This is a genomic window from Chloroflexota bacterium (assembly GCA_034717495.1).
In the GTDB taxonomy this organism is placed as follows: domain Bacteria; phylum Chloroflexota; class Anaerolineae; order JAAEKA01; family JAAEKA01; genus JAYELL01.
In genome coordinates this window covers 1-20,761 of the sequence record JAYELL010000063.1, presented here as the reverse complement: position 1 = coordinate 20,761, position 20,761 = coordinate 1, and the positions used below count along the sequence as shown (strand labels likewise).

The following is a 20,761-nucleotide window of genomic DNA, read 5'->3' as shown; positions in this document are numbered from 1 at the left end:
CCAATGGACGGCTTCCTGCAGATAAAGGAGATGAGGGAGACAAAGCGTGACAGAGTCCCTGTACGATCTTCATGGTAAAAAAGCACTGGTGACGGGAGCAACGCGCGGCCTGGGAAAAGCTATGGCGGAGGGACTGCTTGCGGCGGGCGCAGAGGTTGCGATCTCGGGCAGAAGTGAGGCAGTCTTCAGGGTGGCTGAGGAACTGGGCGACCAGGCGGTGCCCATTCAAGCCGACCTTGCTGACCGCGGGCAGCTTCACAGGGCCTTCGATCGGGCGTTGAGCGAACTTCAGACCCTGGATATATTGCTCGTCAGCCACGGTGTCCAGGACCGCTATCCTGCGGAGATATTCCCCAGCGAAGCGTGGGACTACGTGATTGAGGTCAATTTGAGCGCGATGTTCCTCTTGAATCAGCTGGCGGGAGGGGTGATGCTGCAAAAGGGCTGGGGGCGGATCATCAACGTGGCATCATTGTTGAGTTTCATTGGAGGCGTTACGGTCCCGGCCTATGCCGCGGCCAAGGGGGGCGTGGCACAACTGACCAAGGCCTTTTCCAACGAGTGGGCCGGGCGGGGCGTCACCGTCAACGCCATCGCGCCGGGCTATATGGCTACCGACATGACCGCTGCGCTGCTCGAAGATCCTTCCCGCAACCGGATGATCCTGGCGCGTATCCCCGCCGGGCGCTGGGGCACTCCCGATGACATGAAAGGCCTGGCCGTCTTTCTTGCCTCCGAGGCATCGGCCTACATCAGTGGCGCTGTGATCCCCGTAGATGGCGGGTGGATGGGGCGCTAGCTTTCGATGACTATCGACATCCGACCGGTGGAAAGCCATGCCGGGTATCGGGCAGTGGAGCGGTTACAACGGCAGGTTTGGTCTCTACCTGATGCGGATATCGTTCCCGATCACATGCTGTTGACCATTCAGAAGAATGGAGGCCTCGTCCTGGGTGCCTTTTCGCAGGATCGACTGCTGGGCTTCGTCTTTGGTTTTCTGGGATTGACAAGCGAAGGCAGGCTGAAACATTGCTCCCACATGGCCGCTGTGGTACCGGAGGTACAGAACCGGGGCCTGGGCTTCAGACTGAAGCTGGCCCAGCGGGACCACGTTCTGGCCCAGGGCATCGATCTGATTACCTGGACCTATGATCCGTTGGAAGGCCGCAACGCGCGGCTGAATCTGCGCAAGCTTGGCGCTGTCTGCAACACCTATCTGCGGGATCTGTATGGCGAGATGCGGGATGGGCTGAACCAGGGGTTGGCCAGCGATCGTTTTCGGGTGGATTGGCAGATCGGGGATGATCGAGTCGGGCAGATTCTCGGCCTGGGGCGACGCAGGCTGACGATCTCCCAGGCTCTGGCCGGAGGAGCGGTGTTGGTCAATAAACCGGCTGCTGACGCGGAGGGCCTGCTGCAGCCGGCGGCGACCAACTCGATCCCTGTTAATCAGAGGCTGTTGATTGCCATCCCTCAGGATTTTCAGCGCTTGAAAGGGGGGGACCTGGCTCTGGCGCGCCGCTGGCGCGCGCACACCCGTGCGCTGTTTGAGGAAGCGTTTGCAGCCAGGTACGTGGCGGTTGACTTCCTGGTGGGAGGGCGCTTCAACGCCTACCTGCTGAGTCGTTAGGTCGTTACGAGTCAGATGCATGCACGCGTAGATAACCGCAGATGAACGCTGATCAATCCAAAAAAGGGTCAGCGAGGATCTGCGCCGTAGGTCTGCGTAGATCCTTCGACTACGCTCACCGTCAGGTGCCCCGGAGTGGGCAGGACAGGTCAGCGGTGAAATCGGAGAAAAAATACAACCGCAGATGGACGCTGATAAACGCAGATCAGACATCAGAAAAGATCAGCGAGAATACCTGGTGGCACGGTCGGGCCCTTCGGCAAGCTCAGGATGTGCCCTTCGGCTGACGATCACCCACTCCGGGGCGGTTCCCAGGGGTGGTACACATCCACTCCGCTTCGCTGCGGGAGGCTTCGCACAGACCGGCCGCAGCCGAGTCGTCAGGACGTTGTTGTGGGCAGATGGTTACTGAAAAAGGCCAGTGTGCGGTTCCAGGCATCCTCGGAGGCCGCCGGATCGTAGTTATCCCCCCGGTCGTTGAAGAAGGAGTGTTTAGCGCCGGGGTAGGTCTTGAAATCGCGGGGCACGTCGGAGCGGTCCAATATCTCCTCGAGCTTGCGAGCGCCGCTGGCCGTGAAATCCTTTTCCGGAAAGGAGCCTACCACCGGGCAGGAGCGTGCAACGGCATCCAGGGGACGAGGATTCATGCTGTAGAAGGGTGCAATGACTTTCAAACGGTCGTCGGTGCAGGCCCAGGCGATGGCAAAACTGCCACCCATGCAGAACCCGATGGCGCCCAATCGCTGCGGGTCAACCCCGGGCAGGCTGGCCAGATGGGAGAGGCTGGCCTTCAGGTCGCCGATAGCGCCATGGTCGAGGGAGCGCAGGAACATGCCGCCCATGAAACGGGCCATACAGACCGTCCGGTTGCGTCCATGGAAGAGGTCGACGGCCAGGGCCGCGTAGCCTTGGGCGGCAAAACGCCTGGCGGTGTCGCGAATGTTCTCGTTCAGGCCGAACAGCTCGTGGATGATGACCACGGCAGGCCATGGACCATCGTTCTCCGGCCAGGCGTAATAGCCGCTGATCTCGCCCGATGACACGGGAATCGTAATGGTATCTGTTGGCATGATCTCCCTCTTTCATTGACAATGGAACAATCGACGATTCGCCACAAGGTCCTGATAGACCATGAGTTAGCTTACCCTACGAAGCTCGCCGTTGTCAACTGCGACTCCACCTGAAACAGGAATTCTCCTTTTTCCACTTCAGGCGCCAGTTTGCCGGAATCTCATCTTTAGGGTACACTTGTGCTGTCCGGTGACGATTGACCTCCCGTCTGTGGTGGTGCCTCTAGCTTCCTGCCGCTTGAAACTGCGAGTCAGCGTTCCCAGCAACGGCGATTTGTAATAAGCGGGTCAATGTGTGCAGGTCCGCAGTTGTCCTCCGTCAGTATATCGATGGTTCACTTCGCCGGACAAACGGAAGTTTTTTCGAGCAAGCGCTTACCCTTGGGTGAGCAAGCAAGTTGTGGTTGATGCGAAAACGCACAACCGGGCTAGGAGTATCAGAAAATGTCTAAACGACTCTATGTTGGCAATCTGCCGTTCAGTGCGGAGGATGACCAGATTCGAGAACTGTTTGGGGAATACGGCGAGGTTGAGGCCGTGGACCTGATAGCAGATCGCGAAACGGGACGACCCCGCGGATTCGGGTTCGTCGAAATGAATGACGAAGGTGCAGTTGCCGCGATTGCAGCTCTCGATGGCACCCTTTTCGGAGGCCGCAACCTTCGCGTCAATGAGGCTCGGCCTCGCCAGGAACGGAGCAACGACAGGCCTCGGAACGACTGGTAATTTCGAAGCCGGCTTTGTAGCCGGCGACGGGGTGCAGGGCCGATTCGGACCTTGAAACCTCGATCTGCCGGTGTCCAGAACTGATCGTAACACAGGCCGTGCGTGACCGTCAAAGAGGTCGCTCACGGCCTGTCTGGTTTCATGCTTGTGATTCGCGTGACTCATGGTACCCATACGATTCTACCAGGTCGATGTCTTCTGCGACAGGCCCTTTGGGGGCAATCCGCTGGCCGTTTTCCCCGACGCGGCCGGATTGACCAGGAAGGAAATGCAGCAGCTGGCCCTTGAGCTCAATCTCTCCGAAACTACCTTCGTATTTCCTCCGGACAGCGCTCAGGCGGACTTCAAAGTCCGGATATTCACGCCGGTTGCCGAGATTCCCTTTGCGGGGCATCCCCTGGTGGGCACCCACTGGGTATTGGCCGATCTCGGCCGCGTGCCATTGGAGGAACCGACAACCACTGTTACATTTGAACTGGGCGTGGGTTTACGCTCCGGGCATCTGCATGTTCGCTCGGGCGAGGTTGATCGCGTGGTGACCGCACACCAGGCGCCGCAGTTCCGGGCAACGGCAACCCAGTCGCAGGCACGACGACTGGCCCAGGCCCTCCAGATTCCTTTCCACGCCATTGTCGATACGGGCAAACCAGTTCAGGTGGTATCGACAGGGTACCCCCAGCTTTTCGTGCCCGTAAACAGCTTGGCGATCGTTAGCGGGATCGACGTGCTGCAAATCGACGCGGCAGAATTAGGCAAGGTGTGTTGCGAGATGGGTTTGGAAGGCGCCGATGTGGCGGTCTTCAGCCTGGAAACAATGTATGAAGACCGCGATGTTCATATGCGGTTTTTTGCGCCTCACCATGGCATTCTTGAGGACCCGGCGACAGGCTCCGCCAGCGGAGGTATGGCCTCCTATCTGGTGCATCACCAACTGGTTTCTGCGTCGCCTCCCGTCACAACTATCGTAACGGAACAAGGCATCGAGATGAAGCGTCCCAGCAAAGTGACGATCGAGATAGAAGGATCCCCGGAGGAGATCAGCATGGTGTGGGTCAGCGGCGACGTCGTACCGGTCATGTCGGGTGTGTTTTTCTGGCGAGAGTGAGGCGGAGGGTCATTGGTGGTTGTTTGTCGATGGTCGATCCTGGCGGTTGGTGCATGCCAGAGCGACTGACGGAATTGTACAATCCGGGAGATCAGGTGGAGATTCTGCTGAAGGTCGCCGGTGCCGGTGGCTGGTATGCAGGGGAAGTGCTGGCCTGCGAACATCCTGGGCTATGGGTAAGGGCGGCCGGCGGGACCTGGTTCGTCACCAATCGAAAACGCATCCGGCTGCTTGAGCAATAGGATCAGGCGAGGAACGGAGATGCTAACACTGACAGTGGCACAGGATCTAAAGGACGCTGGCCTTGCCTGGCAGCCAACCGTGCTCGATTTTTTCACTCTTCCCATGGAGGGGTTTACGGATCAGGTGTTTGTCATCAATAATATGACGATTATGGCCGAACCGATCCGCGGCAAGCTGGCCATCACCTTCCACGGCACGGTGGAATGGGCGCTCGACCACATCTTCGTGACAGAGGTGGTGTGGATTCCCCGGGAAGACCAGCTGCGGGAGATGTTGGAAGAGCGTTTGTTGGGTGAAAACCAGCCGGCCCTGGTGTTGGGCACCACCCAATTTGGCTACCGTTGTGACATCCACTATCGAGGAGAATCGTTGTCATTCGAGGATTTTAGCGCCAGCGGCGCCTATGCATCGGCGTTGCTGTTCGTATTGAACCCGCGTAGGCGGGGATCCATGGCGTGAACTCCTGGGCTGCCGCTTTCGCGGGAGCGACACAACAGCGAGTATCTTATTCGGGCGCATCCTGCGGCGTTGGATGGGCAACTGGCTCACACCTCTCGCTGGCGGGCTTGGCCTGCACATCTGCCGATGTAGCGTCGCAATGACAGAACACCATTTTTAGCTCGATTCAGGAGGTTAGCATCTTGCAACCTTTCGATTATTACCAGGCTCAATCGATCGAAGAGGCCAGCCGGCTTTTGATCCAATACAATGGCAAGGCGAAGATAGTGGCCGGGGCAACCGACCTGTTGATCCGGATCGAACGGGGATTCCTGGCTCCGGCTGTTTTGATCGATGTCAAAAAGATTCCCGGCTTTCGCGAGATAGCATCTGGCGGCAGTGGGGGCCTGCGTATCGGGGCGGCGGCGACCATGAACCAGGTGGTGGTAGATCCCCTGGTGGTAGAGCGCTATCCCCTGCTGGCAGACGCCTGCCGCTCGGTGGCCTCCTACCAGTTGCGCAACCGCGCCACGATGGGCGGCAATCTCTGCAACGGATCGCCGGCCGCGGACAGCGCGCCTGCCCTTATCTGTTACGGCGCCAGTATCGAGCTTTTCGGGCCGGCAGGAACTCGTGAAATGCCCCTGGAGGCGTTTTTTCTGGGCCCGGGTGCGACAGCATTGCAGGCAGGCGAATTATTAACGGCGATCCTTTTGCCTCCTCCTCCGACGGGCGCCGTTGGATGCTGGCACAAGCTGGGCCGCACGACAGTCGGCGACATCTCAGTGATGAACGTTGCTGTCCTGGGCTGGCCCGACGGCGATGCCAACTCCGGGGCTTCATGGCGGATAACGCTAGGTTCGGTTGCCCCCACGCCCCTTCGCGCCACGGAGGCGGAGAACCTGCTGGCCCGCGATAGCTCATCCGAGGGTGTGGCAGCGGCGGCCCGGGCGGCAGCAGAAGCTTCGAAACCAATCGACGACATCCGCGCGAGCGCGGTTTATCGCCGGGATATGGTTCGGGTGTTGACGCGGCGTAGTGTCGAGAAGATACTGAATGTCACGATGTCATAATCCACTACGGGCTCCGCCCTCCGGGACTTCGTTTCACCATGCCACGAGGGTCGGAGGCGCAATCCGGGTAATCCGTTACCGGTAATCGGTAACCCGATCCTGAACCGCGTCGATCCCATCGGATCACCGATTTCCGATTACCGAACACCATCTTCTGAAGGGCGCATGGTGACATGATGACATTTCACATAATCCGAACGGAGTGAGAATGAAAAACGAAATCGATTTTTCAGTCAACGGCGAAGCCTATGCGATCGTGGTGGAGTCGCACCACACGTTGCTGCGTGTGTTGCGGGAGCAGTTGGTGCTGACAGGCACAAAAAACGGTTGCTCGGAAGGGGAGTGTGGAGCTTGCACAGTGCTCTTCGACGGCGAGCCGGTGAACTCCTGCCTGGTGCTGGGCGTCGAAGCCGATGGCCATGAGATCACCACGGTGGAGGGTCTGGCCCTGGGCGAGAAGCTGGCGCCGGTGCAACAGGCGATGATCGATCTGGGCGGCACGCAGTGTGGTTTCTGCACCCCGGGTGTTTTGATGGCAGCCCACGCGCTATTGCAGCGCACACCAACGCCCAGTGACCGGGAGATCCGGGAAGGGTTGGTGGGCAATCTCTGTCGCTGTACCGGATATACCCGGATCGTGGACGCGGTGCGGGAGGCAGGCAGACTAATGGTCAACGGTCAATAGCCAATGGTCAATTGTCAATGAGGGGCCAGCCTGCTGATCTGGCCGTCGACAATCGACAATTGGTAAAGGAGAGTAGTGTGGCGATCAAAAAAACAACCATTGTCGGTCAATCGTTTCCCAGGGTGGAAAGCAAGGCGAAGGTGACCGGCACCGCCCAGTATGTGGACGACATGCAGTTTGGTTCCAACCTGTTGCATGGCCGGCTGAAGCGCAGTCCCATCGCGCACGGCTTCATCACGGGTATCGATACCAGCAAGGCCAGGGCGCTGCCTGGCGTGCGGGTAGTGGTGACCGGACAGGATTTTCCCGGTCTGACCGGCCTCTATCTGTCCGATCGTCCGACCTTCGCTGTGGACCGGGTTCGCTTCGTCGGTGAACCGGTGGCCGGCGTGGCTGCCGACACGCCCGAACTGGCCGAAAAAGCGGTCAGCTTGATTGAGGTGACCTACGAGGAGCTACCGGGCGTCTTCGATCCGGAGTTTGGAGCCAGCGCTGAGGCGCCGTTGATCCATCCGGGCCTGGGAGACTACCAGTGTGCTCCTTTCATCTTCCGCCAGCCGGGCACCAACATCAGCAACTGGTTCAAAGTGCGCAAGGGGGACATGGAAGCTGGTTGGCAGGAAGCCGACCATATCTACGAGCATAGCTATCGGGTGCCTCACGTGCAGCATGTGCCCCTGGAGACTCACGGCGCCGTTGCCCAGATAGACGGCAATGGAAAGATCACCCTCTGGAGCAGTAGCCAGTCTCCTTTTGCTCAGCGCAACCTGATAGCCAAGAGCCTGGGCATCGGCCACAGCAAACTGCGGGTGATCACCCCTTACGTGGGGGGCGGCTTCGGCGCCAAGGCGGGGGTCAGCATGGAGGGCGCCTGTGTGATCATGGCGATGCAGGCCAGGGGCCGCCCGGTCAAACTGGTGATGTCCCGGGCAGAGGAGTTTTACACGACCTTTGTGCGCCAGGGTCTGGTGGCCTATATCAGGATGGGCATGACCGACGATGGGCGGATCACTGCCATGCAGAACACCTATTACTGGGACGGCGGCGCCTATACCGAGTATGGCGTCAATATCACCCGTGCGGCCGGCTACAGCTCCACCGGTCCTTACCTGGTGCCCAACGTGCACGCCGACTCCTATTGCGTCTATACCAATCATCCGATCGGCGGCGCCATGCGCGGTTTCGGCATGCCGGAGATCCACTGGGCCATCGAACAACACATCGATCGCATGGCGACACAACTTGAGTTGGACCCGGTGGAAGTACGCCTGTTGAACTGCCTGAAGGAGGGGGATGAGACGGTAACGGGCATGATCATGCATGCCACCGGGCTCAGTCAGTGCATCAGCAAGGCGGCCGAGGCTATCGAATGGGGTAAGCCGGCCCGGCCCTCGGCACCTCACAAGCGGCGCGGTAAGGGCATTGCCGCCATGTGGAAAGCGCCTGCCATGCCGCCCAATCCCGGGTCAGCAGCCACGATTCGCTTCAACGAGGATGGTACCTGCCTGGTCAATGTAGGTGGTGTCGACATGGGTCAGGGTACGCTGACCATCGCGGCACAGCTGGCCGCCGAAGGGCTGGGTGTACCCATCGAGGATGTGCGGGTGAACACGGTGGATACCGATTATTCACCCTATGAGTGGCAAACGGTGGCCAGCCGCATTACCTGGAGCATGGGCAATGCTATTCTGCGGGCTGCCGACGAGGCCAGGACCCAGATCATCAGCATGGTCGCCGAGGTGTGGGGAGAGAATCTCGCCGACATGGACATCATCGACGGCAACGTGGTCAGCTATGCTACTGAGGAATCGATTCCGCTCAAGGACATCGTGGTGTATGGCATGCAAAAACCGGATGGCACCTGGATCGGCGGGCCGGTGTTGGGCAAGGGACGCTTCATGCCCACCTACGTCACCCCATTGGATCCTGACACCGGCCAGGGCAAGAGGGCTGTGGTCCACTTCACCACCGGCGCCCAAGGGGTCGAGGTGGAGGTGGACGAGGAGACGGGTCAACTGGAAGTGGTGCGCATCAGCGCGGCCTTCGACGTGGGCAAGGCTATCAACCCGGACATGGTTCGCACGCAGATGGAGGGTGGCGCTGTGCAGGGCATGAGTACTGCTCTGCTGGAACAGATCATCATGGCCGACGGCAAGCCATTGAACCCCAACTTCACCGACTATCGAATCGCCACGGCCATCGATGCGCCATCCGATATTGAAACGATCATCGTGGAGGTGCCCCAGGACGACGGGCCCTTTGGGGCGCGCGGCATCGGCGAGCATGCCATGGTGCCAACCGCGCCCGCGATCGCCAACGCTGTGCGGGATGCGCTGGGGATCGAGATCGATTCCATGCCGATTACCAGTGAGAAGGTGTGGGAAGCGATGGGGAAGGGAAATGGTAGTGGTTAATTGGTGAATCGGTCAGAATCGATGCCGCGGCGGCGCCGGCGGGAATGCAACTGTTCACAATATCATTGCTAACAACGAATCTGATACAGTGAGGAAGGAGCCACTCAATGAAACAGTATGGAGCAGAATTCATCGGTACGTTTTGGTTGGTTTTGGGGGGCTGTGGCGCCGCTGTGCTTGCTGCGTCCTTTCCCGAAGTAGGCATCGGGTGGCTGGGGGTTGCTCTGGCGTTCGGGCTTACTGTTCTGACGATGGCTTATGCCATTGGGCATATTTCCGGGTGCCATCTTAACCCGGCGGTCTCGATCGGACTTTGGAGCGGTGGTCGTTTTCCGGCCAAACAGGTGTTGCCGTACATCGTCGCACAGGTGCTCGGTGCCGTAGTAGCCGGGGGCGTTCTCTACGTGATCGCCAGTGGCAATGCAGATTTCAGTGTGGCTGATGGCTTCGCGAGCAATGGCTATGGCGAGCATTCACCGGGCGGTTATGCGTTAACGTCGGCCCTGGTGACCGAGGTTGTCATGACTATGATGTTTCTATTCATCATCATGGGTGCTACTGATAATCGGGCGCCACAGGGATTTGCCCCGCTGGCCATTGGCCTGGGGCTTACCCTGATTCATCTCATCAGCATTCCTGTGACCAATACGTCGGTGAACCCAGCCAGGAGCACCGGCGTAGCGATCTACGTGGGCGGCTGGGCCATCCAACAGCTCTGGCTGTTCTGGGTTGCTCCGATCGTTGGCGGTGTGCTGGGCGCTCTGTTGTATCGTTTTGTGGGCGAGCGCCAGGAGGCACCTGGTCCAGCGACTTCCGATGAATAGTGCTCGGCGCCATCAGGTCGAGCGAGCGATCCGGAGAAAAGAACTGTAAAAGATGTCCCGAAATGATCAGCGAAAAATCGCTGGTGTCATCGAAACCGAAAAAAGATGGGCGGCTGCCCATCTCGACCTGGATATGGACACGATCGAGGCGATTCTATCCGACGAGTTCATGCAGATCGAGGCCGACGGTTCGGTGATTGGCAAGGATGAGCTGCTTATCTCCTATCGATCGGGCGACCGAGGGTGGGAGATCGCCCAAAGTGATGAGTATGAGGTGAGACTGATGGGGGATGTGGCTATATTGACAGGACGTTGGCGCGGCAAGGGGCAGAACGCGGGGGAGTCGTTCGACTACACTGCTCGTTTCATGGCGGTTTACAGGTTGGAGGAGGATGTCTGGAAGCAGGTAGCCGCGGTGTCGGTGCCGCCGGGCGGGTAGGTGTATTGGTAGGCTGGTAAATTACTGTGGTATTGGTTCTTCTTTGATGCTTCTAAAAAGATTAAAACACGCGTTGGGAATCGAAGATCCGGAACCGGCGGATGATCGCGAGGCAGCGGCCATCGAACTCTACGGCCGAGTGCAGGCCTTTGTGGACACCCTCCATCCGGTGGAGTCGGCGCCGGTGGGAAACTATGCCATGGGCTGGATGACTGATCCTGGGACAAGCCTTGCCGAAAGCGGGTGCCTGCAACTTTGGGATCAGATCTATCATGCTGCCGACGGCGTGGAGACGTGGTTGGTCGCCCGGATGCTCAGAGCGGCGGGCGGGATCGGTAACGAAATCGACCGTATGAGTTATCCACAGGAGTTGGTCATTTTTCCCCTGCAAGGGCCGGACCGGCAGATGCTTGTGATGAGTCTTTCGCAGGAGAAAGGAATTCGATTTCACTTCGATAGCGAGGGCTGCGATCCTGCCTATCGCGATCAATTTCTGGAAGAATACCTTGATTTCGTGCGGGCGGTTCGAGCCGGGGCTGATCTGTTCGAGGCGGAACTGGACGGACCGCGGGAGCCGCGAGCCCTGACGTGGTGGCAGCAGGTGATGGATGAACTAACGAGCCTTGAGGATGACAGGGACGCGGTTCAGGCCGTCGGAACGATTGTGATAGGGAATCGGAAGGGGTTTGGACTACGAAGGCGCGAAGGATAGGGAGGACACGGGGACGCGGGGAGGGTTTGGACCACGAAGGCGGGGAGGATTTGGACCACGAAGGCGCGAAGGGTTTGGACCACGAAGGCGCGAAGGGTTTGGACCACGAAGGCGCGAAGGGTTTGGACCACGAAGGCGCGAAGGGTCACAAAGGGCGCGAAGCGCGAAGGATGCGGAGGACGCGAAGGCGCGGGGACGCGGGGAGGGTTTGGACCACGAAGGCGCGAAGGGTCACAAAGGACGCGAAGCGCGAAGGGAGCGGAGGACGCGAAGGCGCGGGGACGCGGGGAGGGTTTAATGTCAATATGCCAATATCCACTTCGCTTCGCTGCGGGACTTTGTGTCAAGATGCGGAATGATGACATTCCGACATTCTGGCATTCCGACATCTTCCTCTCCCCTCCGGGACTTCGTGACATTTGGTGTTGATTGTGGCTGCCATGATAACGGCCGTTTTCTGATGGCCTTCTCAGCTGGTGGTCGTCGCTTCGCCCTCCGTCAGGTATCAGGAGCGGTAGGCCAGCATCAAGAGCAGCAGGGCGAAGTTGATGAACAGGGCCGGCAACGAGCCAAATTGATTCAAATAGAAATTGATCAAATGCAGGGTCGTCAACGACAACAGGGCTGCGAAGATGGCTGTATCCACGGCAGCTCTCTCCCGTCCCTGCCAGAAGCGCAGCAAGGCCAGAAGATAGAGTAAGCCGACGCTCAGTTGCAGAACCAGACGCACGAGCAGTCAGGTGAGATTCTGGGTGGTGAGTTCTGTCTCGGCCAGCAGCAAGCCAGAGAGGATAATCCTGGACTGGGATGGCGAAAGCCAGGCCCATACGAGCAGCGCAACCATCATGAGCGCGTTGATACCCACGATGGCCGTTATTCCCACAATGAGATGTCGGTGGTTCTTGCGTCCCAACGTCTCGCCAATGGCGCGCACCTGCCGATTGAATCGCTCCCAAATCCCGGGGCGATAACTGGCGAGCGGGATAGACTCGTCCTGCAGGTAGGCGGTCAGTTGTTCGGCCAAAAATACGATGTGGGGTTCTGGGGCGGTACGGCCGTGTGTCAATTCGGCCAGCAAACGATCTCGTTCCTGGGAGTCCCGGTTGTTGTCCAGCACTTCCTGCATTCCCAAGAGGGCGCGGTACATGCTGGCGCGGGGGCCTGGCCGGCGAGAACGGCGAAGCATCAGGAACAACAGCACCATCAACAGGAAAAGGGAGTAGATGAGGGGTGCTGCCGGCGGGAAGAAGTAGTCGTTCTTCTGGGTGATGAATTTACCCACTTCATCGATGAAAAGCCCGACGCCGACTCCGCTAAGAACGGCACTCAGGGTAAACGCCCAACGATTGGCCATTATCAGCGTGGCTAACACGGCTGCAAACAAGAGCAAACCACCCCAAATCGCATGGGCGATGTGCAGGATGGAGTTGCCCAACTGTGGAAACCCGGCCAGTTGCAGGAATATGCGGGTTGCAGCCACCGTCAGGCCGAAGGTGGCCAGGGAGATGAAGATGTAGGTTTCGGCTGACGGCCGCTTAACGGGCCTTCGTGTTTTGCTCACGTGTGGTTGCTTCCCGTGCCGGTTTCGTTGTAGCAGCGGTTGCTTCGGCTAACACTCATCTTTCAGCACGCAGCGCAGGCGCTCGACGGCCTGCTGCCAGTCATCGACAAACAAGGGGACAAACTCCTTGTGGATGGCGTTGTTCAGGGCCATATCCGCCTCAGCCTCCGCCTGATCGGCGTGCCCGAGCAGCAGCTTCTCTTCCTCGATGCCGTCCAGCACCGCTACCGGCTCATTCAGCACGATTTGCAAAACCTTGCTGATGGACATGTGCTCCACCTGGTTGTTGTTCTCCGGAATACCGACAAAATGGGCAGCGAAGCCGGTCACACCCCACACGTCGGCGATGGACATGGCCTGACCCACATCGTACTGGTGCATGGTTCCCACGTTATCGCGGGCGAAGATGCTGTGCGAGAACATGGGCTCGCCGGTGATCGGGTTGGTGCGCGTGCTGCCGGCTACCAGGCTTTGCCACACCATCAACATTGCGCTCGCCCGCCCTTTTATCTCCGCCGGATCATCTGGCGAGGCGGATGGGGGCATCACCTTGTTATGGTATTCATCCACGAAGGCGAACATATCCAGGGCCGCGTCCAGGGCCGTATCCTCGCCCGACACTTCTGCAGCCTTGAATTGCAAAAAACGTCCATAGCCCTGGGCCAGCAACAGCAAATACGGTTCCGCTTCGGGGATGGAGATCTGCTGGACGATGCTGTACTCGTCCCAACTGTTTGCCTCCATCTCCTCTGTCTGCACGTCCCAGAAGTCGGTGGGGATACGAGCGCCCTGTTCGGCAGTAAACTGGTTGAGATGCTCTAGGTCATCGGCGTACTGCAGGAGCGTTTCTTCACTAACTTCGCCAGCCTCCAACCGTTGCAAATGGCCACTGATGGCCGTGTCGCCCAGCACAGGCTTCTTGTTCAGGCCAACTGCCTTCAGCCGCAGCGCCACCCATGATTCTTCGGCCACTGGAGGCGGCGTTAAGTTCAAGGATTCCTCTGCGACCGGTCCTTGCCCGACTTCGACCTGAACGGACGCAGTTAATTCGCGGTAAAGGCGAATCCCGTAATAACCTGCCACAACCAGCAGCAAGATGACGATGGGGATTATCCAAATCAATTGTCGTTTCAAAATAGACTCCGTAGTTAATGTAATCGATTATTGGGTCTTTTCGGCAAGCCGGTTGGACACAAAACTAAAGAAGTAGATGAGCATGGCGTTGGCCGCGCCTACGCCCGCCAGGACTGCGAACCAGATCATGTGGTCAACCCACGTGGGCTGGGCGTCTGGCTCCCCGCCGCGATTGAAAAGGAGCGGGACCAATGCAAAGAGTAGACCCGCCACGATGCCATCCAGAAAAACGCGCAACAAACGGAATCTGCGACCGGTCGCCGACCAGTTTGCGTAGGTTGGTACACGCAGATACACGATCCCGGCGGCAAGCAAGCAAAGCAGCACGAGCCAGAGGAATCCGAACGGAGGTGGATGGTCCGCTCCGGCATACAGGATTCCGACCCAGACGATGAAAAAGCCGGCAGCAATAACAAGTTGGCTTTGTCTGCTAATCATGTTGGTCGACTCATGTGGACTTAGCCGCCGGTCTCTTGGGGCACGCGCTCGCCGTACAGCCAATCATGAAGAACGCTCTCCGCCTCTTCCCCGCCCAGTTCCCTGGCCACGGCTACGAAGTCGGCGGTGCTGGCGCTGCCACCCTGGTAGCGTTGGTAATACTCACGTAAGATGTCGAAGAAAATGTCATCGCCAACCGTCCGGCGTAGGGCGTGGAGCGAGTAAGCGCCCCGGTAATAGGTGCTCAAACCGAACAACTCCGTCTGTGCGGGTAGCGCTGGCGGTCCAGTCTGCTGACCCGAAATGATCTGGTAGAGTTCATCCATGCTATCGTCTATGGGCGCCTCACCGATATGATCCAGCCACAAACTCTCGAAATACTTGGCGAAACCTTCATTCAGCCAGACATCCTGCCAGGTGGCCGGGGAAACGCTGTTGCCGAACCAGGAGTGGACCAGTTCGTGCATAACGGTCGTCGGATCGGATGCGCCGCCCTCGCCGTAGGTGGAGAGGGTTTGGGTTTCCAGGGCCCAACGGGTCGGTTCCCGCAGCAGCACCATGCCGTAGGCGTCGAAGGGATAGGGAGCGATGAGATCGGCCACGTAGTCCAGCATGGCCCCGGTATCGTCGAAAGCGGTCCGGACGTCAGCAGGCGTATCATTCAGGAAGTAGTTGCGGATGGCCACACCGCTGCCGGTGGTGGTAGCGACCATGTCGTAATCGTTGATCTGCACCGTGGCAAGATAGCTGGCCATGGGCTGATCCACCGCCCACACGTAGGTCACATGGCCATCAGCGGGCAACGTCTGGCTGAGGATTCCGTTGGCCGCCACTTCATAGGTGTCGGGGACGGTGATGCGGAAGGTGTAGGTGGCCTTGTCCGCGGGATGGTTGTTGCCGGGATACCAGTTCATGGCCCCGGATGGTTCAGAAACGACAAAGCTGCCCCCGTCCTGCGCTTGCCAGCCGAGCGCAATCGGCGCGCTGGGATCGTCGATTAACTCCGGCTCACCGTGGTAGCGCACCTGGGCACTGAACGCTGCTCCGTTGGCCAGCGCCTGTGCGGGGGTGATGGTCAGTTCGTTGCCGTCGCGGCTGAATGGGGCCTGGTTGGAATCGACCGTCACCTGGTCCACGGTCAGGCCGGCGAGGTCCAGGTTGAAGGCGCTCAGATCCTGGGTGGCGATGGCGTCGATGGTGACCGTGCCGCTGATGACGTTGCGGGCCGGGTCGGCGTCCAGGGCGATATCGTAGTGCTGGATATCATAGCCGCCATTGCCCAGGGTCGGGTATAAGGGATCGCCTATAGCGGGCGCGCCCGGGGTTCCTGTGATTTCATCGGAACTAGCGGTCTTTTCGTCAGCTGGTGGGAGAAAGACCACCTGCATCCCTTCCGTACAACTGGCGTCCACAACTTCGCCAGGATTCGCCAAAAACTGAAGCGTGATGTCCGTGGGACAGGGGCCGTTGTTGCCCATGATGCTGTGCCAGGCGTTGGGGATGGTGAGCAGTTGGGCATTAGGCAGCAGGGCGGCGGCGGTTTCGCTCCAGGCCGGCGGCGTCAGGTTGTCGAACTGACCGGAGAGCACCAAGGTCGGGTAGGAGCCATATTCGTCGGGCGTGGGCTCGGTCATGGCGTCCCGCCAGGCATCGCATCCGGCCACATTCTGAGTCAGGTTGGCAATAGTTTCTTCGATGAAGAAGGCGGGCATGCCACCCACCGCCATCTCTTCTTTCATCTCCCCGAACGGTTCCCGGAAGGGATATTGCTCGGTGCAGAGGAGTTTGCCGTTGATGTTGGGATTGACGCCGACCGTCGGGTCGGGGGCGAAGCGCTGGATGATATAGTTGAAGAATCCGGGCGTGTCGCTGGCGGCGGCGGTCAATTGGGTGGCGATGTCCTCCGGGCAGACGTTGGTGAAAAGGGCCGCCAGGGCGCCTTCGTCCGCATCCCAATACCCCACCAGCGGATCGATCTCGCTGCCTGTCTCGTCTTCCGTTGACTCCAGGGAGGGACATTCCAAATAGAGGTCCAGCAGATCCCCCACCGCCTCCGGCTCCGGGGGCAAGGCGGCCGTTCGGGTGGCCGGCGCGGGGATTTCACCGTTGGCGATCATACTCAGGGTGGTGGTCACGCCCTGGCTCAGCTCTGCAATCATCCTTGGCTGGTAGGGGATATTCTGGAATGCGCTGTTGTAGGGGAAGGTGTAGCGATAGATGGTGTCGCCATCCACGTTGGTGTTCTCGTCAAGCTGGATGGGGGTCCGGTCCAGTTGTTCGGTCAGGGCATCGAACTGGGCGCGCAGGTCGGGATAGGCAGTGGCGCAGGCTTCGTCCTCGGCGCAGGCGGCAAAGACAGATTCAAACATGTCCTGTTGCAGCAGTTGCCCGGCCGCAGTCAGTTCCGTACCGATGTTTTCAGGCAGGGTGTCCACCGAATCCAGGACGATGGCGCGCACCGGCGCCTGATCCGGGAAGTAGTGCATGAGGGCCATAAGTAGGCGCGTGCCGTAGGAGATGCCATAAAGATTGTATTCGGGATAACCCAGAGCCGCCATCAGCTCGTTGAGATCGGCGGCGGAAACGACCGTGCTGAAGGCTTCCGGCGGATAGCCCTGGGCGTCCATGGCTTCCTGGCAGGCGGCGGTCAGTTTTGACTCGTCATCCAGCGCGCTGAAGTCCGTCGAATCGTCCAGGAACTGGTAACAATCGAAGTAAGGCTGGCTTCTGCCCATGCCCCGTTGATCGTAGAGGATGATGTCGCGCGTCTCGCGCATGGAGGCATAGCGGCGGGCGAGTTCCAACACGACATCCCGGCTGGTGGAGGCGATGCCCGGGCCGCCGGCGATGTGAATGATGGGGTCGTCCAGCGGTTTGTCCCTGGTGGCCTTTAGGATGACATAGGCCAGTTTGACCGGCTGGCTCTCCGCCTGATCCAGAACTGCGGGAACGATCACGTAGCCGCACTGGATGGTCTCGCCTTCGACCTCGCCCGCGGGGATGAAGAGATCGCAGGGGCGGTCGAGCAGCGTTGGCGCATTGGCTGTTGAATCTGGCGTCGCGGCAGATGTTTCCTTGCTTGGTGTTGCCACCGGCGTTTTGGTCGCTTCTGGCGGGTCAGGAACTGGAGCTGCGCAGGCGGTGAACAGGAACAAAAGTGTGATTGCCACCCCCGTCACGGTAGTTGCGATTTTCAGTCGTTTACTATGGTTCATTAGTCCATCCTCGTCGTTTAGTCTCGTCGTTCAAGGCCCGGAACGCGTCCTTGTCCTCACCATTGTACGTACGCAGACCCAATGTGCCCAAATAGGACGCAAAGCCCTTGCCTGAGATCCCATGATAGCGCTCATACCCCTTCACCGCGGCGGGATCGATGTCGGTCAGCCATGTGAAGGAGATCAATTTGACCTGATCCTGGTGGGCATCCCACGCCTGGAAGGTCTGACGCACGAATTCAGCCTGCATGGCCTGGGATGAGTCGTTGTCCTCGCCCGATGGGTAACCCAGTTCGAGGAAGTAGATGGAACGGTCGGGATAGAGTTGGCTGATGGCGTCAAAGTCAGCCAGCACTATGTCCGGTTCTTTGACGGTGAAGTCGCGGTCGAGCGGGTAGTAGGTGACGAAGATCGCATCGCTGTGCTGGTTGAGGGCCATCAACGGCTCCTGCGCGTCGCCGGTCAGCCCATCAAACATGGCTTTGGCGCCCACGGGGACATCGGGCCAGAGTTGGCGGGCGTGGGCCGATGTGGCCCGGAAGAATTCCTGGTATTGCGCCCACTGCTTGCCGTTCAGGTAGCCGTCCACTTCATTGCCGATGGAGAGGGTGGCCAATGTCAGGTCAGGCGTCTGGGTAGCTACAAAATCCAGCAGCCCGTTGAAGCGCTGGATGACTTCCGGGTCATCGAAGGGCTTGCCGGCCAGGTCTGCCGGCAGGCGCGCGCTGGTGGTGTCGATGACCGAGATAGTCAGGGAGAGGGCTGTGTCCTGGGTCGGATAGAAGATGTTGGCGATGGCCAGCCAGTTGGGTCCGGGTTGTATGCGCCGGGGCTGGTCTGCGCCCCGGAATATCGAGGAGATACCTCTACGGCAGCGCAAATTCCGGCTTCAACTCCTCGATACAGGCGGTATCGAGCGCTGCGTCCGGCTGGTTGAAGAAGGCCGCGCCCATCTCTCTGGCGCACTGTGAAAACTGGTAGACGCCGTGTCCGCTCTCCGGGAAGGTCGCCAGCGTTCCGTTGGAGAGGGTTTCCAGCGCCACGCTCCCCCAACTTGCCGCGGTCTGGGTGTCGTTCAGCCCGACCATCACCAGGGTGGGGACGTCGCTGGCAACAGGGTCATGGAAGGAGTCGTCGACCGTTCCCGTGGGCATGCCGTCGCACAACTCGATGCTGTTGGCCGCGTTGGCCAGCGCACCCTGGGTCATGGCCGGGATCGGCGCCGATTCGATATACGCCTTGGCCCCCTCCATGGTGTTGAAGGGGATGGATTCGTTGCAGACAAAGAGGTGCAAGGGAACGATGATCGTCGCCATGACCGGGTTGGGCTGATATGCGGCGAATTTGCGGATCAAGGTGTAGAGTTCGGCGACATCGTCGTTGCTCATGGCCTGGGCGGTTTCCAGAAGCGCGGCGCTGTCGGCGGCGGGGATGTATTGGTCGATGAAATCGAGCAAGATCGCCTGGGTCGCTGGCTGCTGCGGCAATGCAAAATAGACGCGCTTGGCTTCTGGATCGGCCTGCAGAGATTCGGTTGAATTTGCCGCAAAGTTGAAGGTTTCAGCAAGCGTCAGCTCCGGCGGGCTCTCTTCCTCATCGAGGACGAACTCTTCGTCATCGAAGGGCGAGGGCGGCAAGAGCGAACCATCCATCAGCCCATCATAGGTGTCGGTCACGCCCTGCTCAAGCTCGGCGATCATGCGGGGAAGGTGGGCAGAGATGCCGGGTCCGTTATAACGGCTATTGCGCAAATTGAAAAGCGCAATCACCTCCGCCGGCGTGATGGATTGTTCTTCATTCACGACAATGGGTGCTTGCTCAAGCTGCGCCATCAAGAGGTTGAAGCGCGCCTCCAGATCGGGATAGGCGGCGTTGCAGGCATCGCCAGCGGCGCAAGCGGCGAAGAGCGCCTGGGCGGCCTCGAGCGCGGGTTCACGGGAGCGTGCATAGAGCTCTATGTCGGGCGGCGCCACCGAATCAACGACTACGCTGCGCAGCCCCGCCGGCTGTTGCCGCATGGTCTCAAGCGCCAGTTTTGTGCCATACGAATGGCCGTAGAGGTTGAAGTCTTCGTATCCCAGCGCGGTGACTACGGATTGCACGTCACGGGCGTTGTTGATGGTGTTGTACTGGGAGAGGTCTACGCCTCGCTCCTGTGCAGCTTGCGCGCATATTTCCAGAATTTTCGCCTGCCTCAGCTTGTCAGCATCCTCGGGCGAGGCCTGGGCCACAGCGTCGGCGATCTCTTCTTCCCGCTCAATCAAATCCATGGCGCAATCGAGCGGGGCGTTCGAGAAACCGGCGCCCCGTTGATCAAAGACAAGCACATCCCGGTCCTGACGCACGGTGGCGAAATCTTCGACGAAAGTCGCCAGGGTCAGCAGTTCACCGGACCCCGGCCCGCCGTGCAGGAAGATGACCGGATCGGGCGCGGGCGAGTCGCCGCTGGCCTTGAGCAGAGCGTATGACAGTGGTATGCGATTGCCGTCGGGGTCGTCGTAATTCTCCGGCACGCTGACCGTCCCGCAGATGATGGTCTCCCCTTCGATTTCATCCCCGCCCGGGGGCACGTCGCACGGCGATTGGGTGACGGCGTAGAGGTCCTCGGAGGATGGAGCGCTGCCCTCCCCGGCCTCTGAGATTTCTGTAGTGGGTTCCGGCGCAGGCGTCGGAACCTGGGCGTCGCAGGCAGCCAGCGCCAACAGCAAAACAAGAACAGCGAATGATATGATGGTTGTCTTCAAATTTCCCCTTCCGATTTGAGTGATAGTCTCTTCCATGTTCAAGATGTGTGTCTACCAGCGTCCGTCACTTTTTGCCAATCGGTTGACCTGATAAACGGCGATATTTTCGTCGACAAGCCTTTTGACAATATCCGGTGTGCTTTGCAAGGCGATTTCGACGATATACCCATGCGCAAGTGTTCGAATACTTACTTTTCGATCTTCGCCAAGATAACTCTCCAGAATTGCCTTTGCTCTCTCCTGATACTCGCCAACCTCAAAATAGACCAGGTAAAGATCGTCCGTATAATCTTTGGGCGTGCCTATTTCA

General features: G+C 59.3%; 21 protein-coding genes. 12 read left to right on the top strand and 9 right to left on the bottom strand.

The features are described 5' to 3' along the window. The first annotated feature begins 46 nt into the window (after window positions 1-46). Both U9R25_12470 and U9R25_12465 read left to right on the top strand, forming a co-directional pair. Window positions 47-799, top strand: a complete 753-nt coding sequence (locus U9R25_12470; GenBank protein MEA3336720.1) for an SDR family oxidoreductase — start codon at window positions 47-49, stop codon at window positions 797-799. A 6-nt stretch (window positions 800-805) separates the two neighbouring features. Next, entirely contained in the window at window positions 806-1,630 is an 825-nt protein-coding gene (locus U9R25_12465; protein MEA3336719.1) for a hypothetical protein, read from the top strand. A gap of 380 nt (window positions 1,631-2,010) precedes the next feature. Here the strand turns inward: U9R25_12465 and U9R25_12460 are convergent, their stop codons facing one another. Beyond that, window positions 2,011-2,700: a dienelactone hydrolase family protein gene (locus U9R25_12460; protein ID MEA3336718.1), complete on the bottom strand. Its 690-nt coding sequence runs from the start codon at window positions 2,698-2,700 to the stop codon at window positions 2,011-2,013. Between the two features lie 444 nt (window positions 2,701-3,144). Here U9R25_12460 and U9R25_12455 point away from each other — a divergent pair, with 444 nt between their 5' ends. The 10 genes from U9R25_12455 (at window position 3,145) to U9R25_12410 (ending at window position 11,359) form a co-directional block, all read left to right on the top strand. Next, a complete protein-coding gene (locus U9R25_12455; protein ID MEA3336717.1) occupies window positions 3,145-3,426 on the top strand; it encodes an RNA-binding protein in 282 nt (93 codons plus the stop codon). A gap of 163 nt (window positions 3,427-3,589) precedes the next feature. Next, window positions 3,590-4,531, top strand: a complete 942-nt coding sequence (locus U9R25_12450) for a PhzF family phenazine biosynthesis protein (GenBank protein MEA3336716.1) — start codon at window positions 3,590-3,592, stop codon at window positions 4,529-4,531. 53 nt (window positions 4,532-4,584) lie between these two features. Then, window positions 4,585-4,773 (top strand): hypothetical protein, encoded by a 189-nt coding sequence (locus U9R25_12445; protein MEA3336715.1) that lies wholly within the window; start codon window positions 4,585-4,587, stop codon window positions 4,771-4,773. A 19-nt stretch (window positions 4,774-4,792) separates the two neighbouring features. Then, a complete protein-coding gene (locus tag U9R25_12440) occupies window positions 4,793-5,233 on the top strand; it encodes a pilus assembly protein CpaE (GenBank protein MEA3336714.1) in 441 nt (146 codons plus the stop codon). Window positions 5,234-5,415: 182 nt separating this feature from the next. After that, a complete protein-coding gene (locus U9R25_12435; GenBank protein ID MEA3336713.1) occupies window positions 5,416-6,285 on the top strand; it encodes a xanthine dehydrogenase family protein subunit M in 870 nt (289 codons plus the stop codon). A gap of 208 nt (window positions 6,286-6,493) precedes the next feature. Next, a complete protein-coding gene (locus tag U9R25_12430; protein ID MEA3336712.1) occupies window positions 6,494-6,970 on the top strand; it encodes a (2Fe-2S)-binding protein in 477 nt (158 codons plus the stop codon). A 77-nt stretch (window positions 6,971-7,047) separates the two neighbouring features. After that, the gene (locus U9R25_12425) at window positions 7,048-9,384 is read left to right on the top strand and encodes a molybdopterin cofactor-binding domain-containing protein (protein ID MEA3336711.1); all 2,337 of its coding nucleotides are present in this window, start codon (window positions 7,048-7,050) and stop codon (window positions 9,382-9,384) included. A 107-nt stretch (window positions 9,385-9,491) separates the two neighbouring features. Continuing rightward, window positions 9,492-10,208 carry an aquaporin Z gene (gene aqpZ, locus U9R25_12420; protein ID MEA3336710.1) on the top strand — a complete coding sequence of 239 codons (717 nt, stop codon included), beginning with the start codon at window positions 9,492-9,494 and terminating at the stop codon, window positions 10,206-10,208. 52 nt (window positions 10,209-10,260) lie between these two features. Further along, the gene (locus tag U9R25_12415; GenBank protein MEA3336709.1) at window positions 10,261-10,647 is read left to right on the top strand and encodes a nuclear transport factor 2 family protein; all 387 of its coding nucleotides are present in this window, start codon (window positions 10,261-10,263) and stop codon (window positions 10,645-10,647) included. A 46-nt stretch (window positions 10,648-10,693) separates the two neighbouring features. Continuing rightward, the gene (locus U9R25_12410; protein ID MEA3336708.1) at window positions 10,694-11,359 is read left to right on the top strand and encodes a hypothetical protein; all 666 of its coding nucleotides are present in this window, start codon (window positions 10,694-10,696) and stop codon (window positions 11,357-11,359) included. A gap of 505 nt (window positions 11,360-11,864) precedes the next feature. Here the strand turns inward: U9R25_12410 and U9R25_12405 are convergent. The 8 genes from U9R25_12405 to U9R25_12370 form a co-directional block, all read right to left on the bottom strand. Further along, window positions 11,865-12,089 carry a hypothetical protein gene (locus U9R25_12405; GenBank protein ID MEA3336707.1) on the bottom strand — a complete coding sequence of 75 codons (225 nt, stop codon included), beginning with the start codon at window positions 12,087-12,089 and terminating at the stop codon, window positions 11,865-11,867. 6 nt (window positions 12,090-12,095) lie between these two features. Then, on the bottom strand, window positions 12,096-12,920 hold the full coding sequence (locus U9R25_12400; GenBank protein ID MEA3336706.1) for a hypothetical protein: 825 nt from the start codon (window positions 12,918-12,920) through the stop codon (window positions 12,096-12,098). A gap of 48 nt (window positions 12,921-12,968) precedes the next feature. Next, the gene (locus U9R25_12395) at window positions 12,969-14,054 is read right to left on the bottom strand and encodes a hypothetical protein (GenBank protein ID MEA3336705.1); all 1,086 of its coding nucleotides are present in this window, start codon (window positions 14,052-14,054) and stop codon (window positions 12,969-12,971) included. 27 nt (window positions 14,055-14,081) lie between these two features. Then, window positions 14,082-14,492: a hypothetical protein gene (locus U9R25_12390; protein ID MEA3336704.1), complete on the bottom strand. Its 411-nt coding sequence runs from the start codon at window positions 14,490-14,492 to the stop codon at window positions 14,082-14,084. Between the two features lie 20 nt (window positions 14,493-14,512). Further along, entirely contained in the window at window positions 14,513-17,707 is a 3,195-nt protein-coding gene (locus U9R25_12385) for an alpha/beta fold hydrolase (protein ID MEA3336703.1), read from the bottom strand. After that, window positions 17,697-18,587, bottom strand: a complete 891-nt coding sequence (locus U9R25_12380) for a hypothetical protein (protein MEA3336702.1) — start codon at window positions 18,585-18,587, stop codon at window positions 17,697-17,699. Before U9R25_12380 ends, U9R25_12385 begins: the two co-directional genes overlap by 11 nt. Further along, on the bottom strand, window positions 18,574-20,451 hold the full coding sequence (locus tag U9R25_12375) for an alpha/beta hydrolase (protein ID MEA3336701.1): 1,878 nt from the start codon (window positions 20,449-20,451) through the stop codon (window positions 18,574-18,576). Before U9R25_12375 ends, U9R25_12380 begins: the two co-directional genes overlap by 14 nt. 51 nt (window positions 20,452-20,502) lie before the next feature. Further along, window positions 20,503-20,761, bottom strand: a 259-nt coding sequence (locus U9R25_12370) for a hypothetical protein (GenBank protein MEA3336700.1), incomplete at its 5' end; no start/stop codon positions are given.